General features: G+C 72.7%; 2 protein-coding genes and 1 pseudogene. 2 read left to right on the top strand and 1 reads right to left on the bottom strand.

The genetic code is table 11. The features are described 5' to 3' along the window. Positions 1-523: pseudogene (locus tag G5C60_RS50145) on the top strand (hypothetical protein); the annotation flags it as partial. Here G5C60_RS50145 and G5C60_RS50140 read toward each other — a convergent pair. Continuing rightward, positions 504-1,757, bottom strand: coding sequence for a glycosyltransferase 87 family protein (locus G5C60_RS50140; RefSeq protein ID WP_165270913.1), 1,254 nt, complete (start codon positions 1,755-1,757; stop codon positions 504-506). The pseudogene G5C60_RS50145 and the gene G5C60_RS50140 overlap by 20 nt on opposite strands. Before the next feature lie 142 nt (positions 1,758-1,899). Between G5C60_RS50140 and G5C60_RS50135 the strand changes: the two genes are divergently transcribed. Next, positions 1,900-3,042 (top strand): glycosyltransferase family 4 protein, encoded by a 1,143-nt coding sequence (locus G5C60_RS50135; protein ID WP_165270911.1) that lies wholly within the window; start codon positions 1,900-1,902, stop codon positions 3,040-3,042. Positions 3,043-3,193 lie beyond the last annotated feature (151 nt).

Raw genomic sequence — 3,193 nt, 5'->3', positions numbered from 1 at the left:
GGCCGGGGGAGACGCGGCGAAGGCGCCCGCGGACCGGATCGTCGTCAACCCCGACGCGTACGGGGTCCTCAGCGACTTCGGCCGGCAGGTCGTCCTCACGCACGAGACGACCCATGTCGCGACCCGTGCCCGGACGACGGCGGCGACACCCCTGTGGTTGTCCGAGGGGTACGCGGACTGGGTCGGCTATCGCGGCACCGGCCGTACGCCGGCAGAGGTCGCGCCCGAACTGCGGCGCGCGGTGCGGGAGGGGCACCTCCCCGCCGCGCTGCCGGACGACGCGGACTTCGGGTTCGACGGGGACGCAGCCGGGCTGGCGCGGGCGTACGAGGGCGGCTGGATGGCCTGCCGGCTGATCACCGACCGGTGGGGCGAGGTGCGGCTCGGCGAGTTCTACCAGGCCGTGGGCGCGCATCGGACGCGGGCGGGGGCGGTGGAGGCCGCGATGCGGGACGTGCTCGACATGACGCCGGAGAAGTTCACCGAGCAGTGGCGGGCGTACCTCAGCTCTCAACTCGGCTGATCAGGCCGCCCGACGGCTCCTTGGCGCGGGCCGCCTGATCGGGGACCGGCGTCCGGGACGCGTACGAGACCGTGTCGCGCCAGAGGCGCCCGGCCGCGATCGTCGCCGCGGCGATCAGCAGGCCGTTGCGTACGACGAGAAGGGTGATGCCCAGTGCGTCGCTCGCCACGACGTGCTCGAACCAGAAGGGGAACTCCAGAACCGTCACGAAGGCCGCCACGAGGACCAGACCGGTCGGCAGGACCATGCGGCTGTCGCGGAAGACCAGGCAGACCGCGGCGAGACCGATCAGCCACACCATGTACTGCGGGCTGACGACCCGGCTGGTGGCCGTGAACAGGAGCACGGCCACGAACGCGGCGTCCGGCAGCGTGTGCGGCACAAAGCGCTTGGCGCGCAGTCGCCACAGCAGCAGCCAGCCGAAGGCGAGCGCGGTCAGCAGCAGGGCGGCCGTGCTCACCACGTCGACGTACGGGCCGACGAACTCCACGGAGCCGTAGTTGAGCAGCACCTTGCCGTCCCAGCCGAAGTGCCGGGCGACGTGGAAGACGAGGGAGCCCAGGGACTCGACCTCCGTGCCCCGGTCGCGCTGGAAGGTCAGGAACGCGAACGCGCCGGGCATCGACACGGCGAACACCAGCGCGAGCGCCCCGGCCGTCACCGCCGCCGCGGCCCAGGGCGTCCGCTTCGTGACGCCCACGAGCAGCAGCGCCGGCCACACCTTCAGGAGCGCGCCGAGGCCCGCGAGCGCGCCCAGCACCCGCGGATGCCGGGCGCCCGCGAGCAGCGCCGCCACCGCGACGGCCGTCACCATCACGTCATAGCGGGCGTACACCGTCGGCCCGAGCAGCGGCACGCCCACGGCCCACACCCAGACGCCCCGCGGGGTCTTGCCGGGGCGCAGGCCCGCGTACCGGAGCAGGACGACGACGAACAGGTCGGCGAGGAGGACGAGGACGAAGAACGCCGACGCGTAGTCCAGGAAGGGCAGCAGGGCGGGGGAGAGGACCGGGAGCGCGGCGGCGGGCGGGTACTGCCAGGCCACGTCGCCCGGCGGGAAGCTGCCCGTGCGCAGGGACTCGTACCAGCCGTGATAGATCACCGAGACGTCGCTCGTGACGTCCGGGCCCGGGAACACGAACACCTTGAACACGAAGAGCAGCAGCACCAGCCTGGTCAGGCCCCAGACCACGAGCAGCCCGTACGGAATCCTCGCCCCCCTTGCGCCCGTCATGGCCACCCAGTTCTCTTCGTATCTCTCCGTGCGGATGTCGCGTACGACCATGATGACCTGCCCGGCTGTGCCTGGGCCATGAAGCACGGCCGCGCGGAGCCGTGAGCGCCGGTCGGGTACGGGTTCGATACTGTCGACCGCGATGGACAAGACCCTGATCGTGACCAACGACTTCCCGCCCAGACCGGGCGGTATCCAGTCCTTCCTGCACAACATGGCGCTGCGCCTGGACCCCGGCCGGCTCGTCGTCTACGCCTCCACCTGGAAGCGCAGCCGCGAGGGCATCGAGGCGACCGCCGCCTTCGACGCCGAGCAGCCCTTCACCGTCGTACGCGACCGCACGACGATGCTGCTGCCGACGCCCGGCGTCACACGGCGGGCCGTGGGACTGCTGCGGGAACACGGCTGTACGTCGGTGTGGTTCGGGGCGGCGGCGCCGCTCGGCCTGATGGCGCCCGCGCTGCGGAAGGCCGGCGCCGAGCGCCTGGTGGCCACCACGCACGGCCACGAGGCGGGCTGGGCCCAGCTGCCCGCCTCCCGCGGGCTCCTGCGCAGGATCGGCGAGTCCACGGACACGATCACCTACCTCGGCGAGTACACCCGCTCAAGGATCGCCGCCGCGCTGACGCCCGAGGCCGCGGGCCGCATGGCCCAACTGCCGCCAGGCGTCGACGAGAAGACCTTCCACCCGGGTTCGGGCGGCGCCGAGGTCCGCGCCCGCCTCGGCCTCACCGACCGCCCGGTCGTGGTCTGCGTCTCCCGTCTCGTCCCGCGCAAGGGCCAGGACACGCTCATCCACGCGATGCCGCGCATCCTCGCGAAGGAGCCGGACGCCGTCCTGCTGATCGTCGGCGGCGGCCCGTACGAGAAGGAACTGCGCAGACTCGCGTACGAGACCGGCGTCGCCGACTCCGTGCACTTCACCGGCCCCGTCCCCTGGTCCGAACTCCCCGCCCACTACGGCGCGGGCGACGTCTTCGCCATGCCCTGCCGCACCCGCCGGGGCGGGCTCGACGTCGAGGGCCTCGGCATCGTCTACCTGGAGGCCTCCGCCACGGGCCTGCCGGTGGTCGCCGGCGACTCGGGCGGCGCACCCGACGCCGTCCTGGACGGCGAAACCGGCTGGATCGTCCGCGGCGGCTCCCCGCAGGCAACAGCCGACCGAATCACCACGCTCCTCGCCGACTCCGAACTCCGCCGCCGTATGGGAGAGCGGGGCCGCGAGTGGGTCGAGCACAAGTGGCGCTGGGACCTGCTGGCGGAGAGGCTGAAGGACCTGCTGTAACTTCACAGCCCCGGCGAGTCACCATTAGGCCCAGTCCCGGCATAAGCAGCCCGTCCGGCGTTTGAGGACGAGGCCGTTCAGGCCGATGGGGGTCTGGGGCGCAGCCCCAGCGGGGTCCAGGGGCGGAGCCCCAGGGATGGGACGGGTAGGG

Source organism: Streptomyces scabichelini, assembly GCF_011045015.1.
Lineage (GTDB): Bacteria > Actinomycetota > Actinomycetes > Streptomycetales > Streptomycetaceae > Streptomyces > Streptomyces scabichelini.
The sequence above is the reverse complement of the archived record's forward strand: the minus strand, read 5'-3'. Positions and strand labels throughout refer to the sequence as shown.

Coding starts and splice junctions, on each gene's coding strand:
- G5C60_RS50140 (WP_165270913.1), bottom strand. CDS start 1,757: ATGACGGGCGCAAGGGGGGCGAGGATTCCGTACGGGCTGCTCGTGGTC.
- G5C60_RS50135 (WP_165270911.1), top strand. CDS start 1,900: ATGGACAAGACCCTGATCGTGACCAACGACTTCCCGCCCAGACCGGGC.